At 69.0% G+C, this 1,006-nt stretch carries 1 protein-coding gene and 1 pseudogene; both read right to left on the reverse strand.

Annotation, left to right across the window (positions count from 1 at the left end; translation table 11 throughout):
• Window positions 1–23: 23 nt before the first annotated feature.
• Complete coding sequence (locus ACFWI9_RS34875) at window positions 24–554, reverse strand: DoxX family protein (protein ID WP_329256067.1); 531 nt, start codon at window positions 552–554, stop codon at window positions 24–26.
• A 128-nt stretch (window positions 555–682) separates the two neighbouring features.
• A pseudogene (locus ACFWI9_RS34880) lies at window positions 683–1,006 on the reverse strand (hypothetical protein); the annotation flags it as partial.

The following is a 1,006-nucleotide window of genomic DNA, read 5'->3' on the forward strand; positions in this document are numbered from 1 at the left end:
CACCGCCGGCTCCCCTTCAGGGGCTACCGGTAGCCGCCCGTGCGCTGCCTTCGCCTGGCTCGGATCGCCGCGTCCAGGGAGAACACGGAGGCGCCCGCGAGGACGAGGGGCAGCCAGGCCATCAGATAGGCGAGGTCGTTGCCGTAGTAGTAGGGGTCGTTGGCCCAGCTAATGGTCAGCCACAGGCTGAGCGAGATCAGCGCGCCGCCGAGTGCGGCGAGGCGGGCCAGCAGACCGATCAACGTGCCGATGCCTACGGCGAGTTCACCGAAGGCGATGGCGTAGCCGAAGCCGACGGGGCTCTTCAGGGACAGGTCGACCAGGGCCGGGATCGCCGACGAGTCGCGGACCGCGCGCATCGTCTCGCCGATCGAGCCGGCGCCGGAGGACTTCATGAAGGCGCTGTCGGTGAGCTTGTCCAGGCCCGCGTAGATGAAGGTGACGCCGAGGAAGACGCGCAGTGGGAGCAGGGCGTATCGGGTGGCGGTGTCACGCCAGCTCCGGTCGCCGTCGAGGTACGGGGTTTGCGTATCCATTCGAGTGCTGTGAGTCATCGCCCTTAGCCGCCTCTCGCCGCCGTTGACCCCTCAACAGACCATACGTACGAAAAGGGGGACCCGCTCAACCATGCTTCAGCCAGTTTTTCCGACTCCGGCAGGTATCTGCTCGCACAGGAGTCCGGTCAGTCCGTCACGTCGACCACGCAGGCGTTCGTCTCCACGCCCGCCGCGGTCACGACCTGTACCTCCACACGGCCGGGTTCCACGTCGACCGGGACGGGGACGGTGAGGAGGGTGTCCGTGGGGTTGGAGAAGCCGCCGGTGACCGGGACCAGGGGGACGTGGACGTTGACCGGGCCGATGCGGACGACCATGCGGGAGAGGCGGTCGGCGGTCTGGGCGCCGGGGGGCACGAAGCCGGCGCCGCGGATCTCGATGTCGTCGCCGGTGCGGATGGGGGCGTCGAGGTCGCCCGCCTCGCGGGAGCGCACCACCGAGAGGATGAC

The organism is Streptomyces sp. NPDC127084, from assembly GCF_042724175.1.
Taxonomy (GTDB): domain Bacteria; phylum Actinomycetota; class Actinomycetes; order Streptomycetales; family Streptomycetaceae; genus Streptomyces.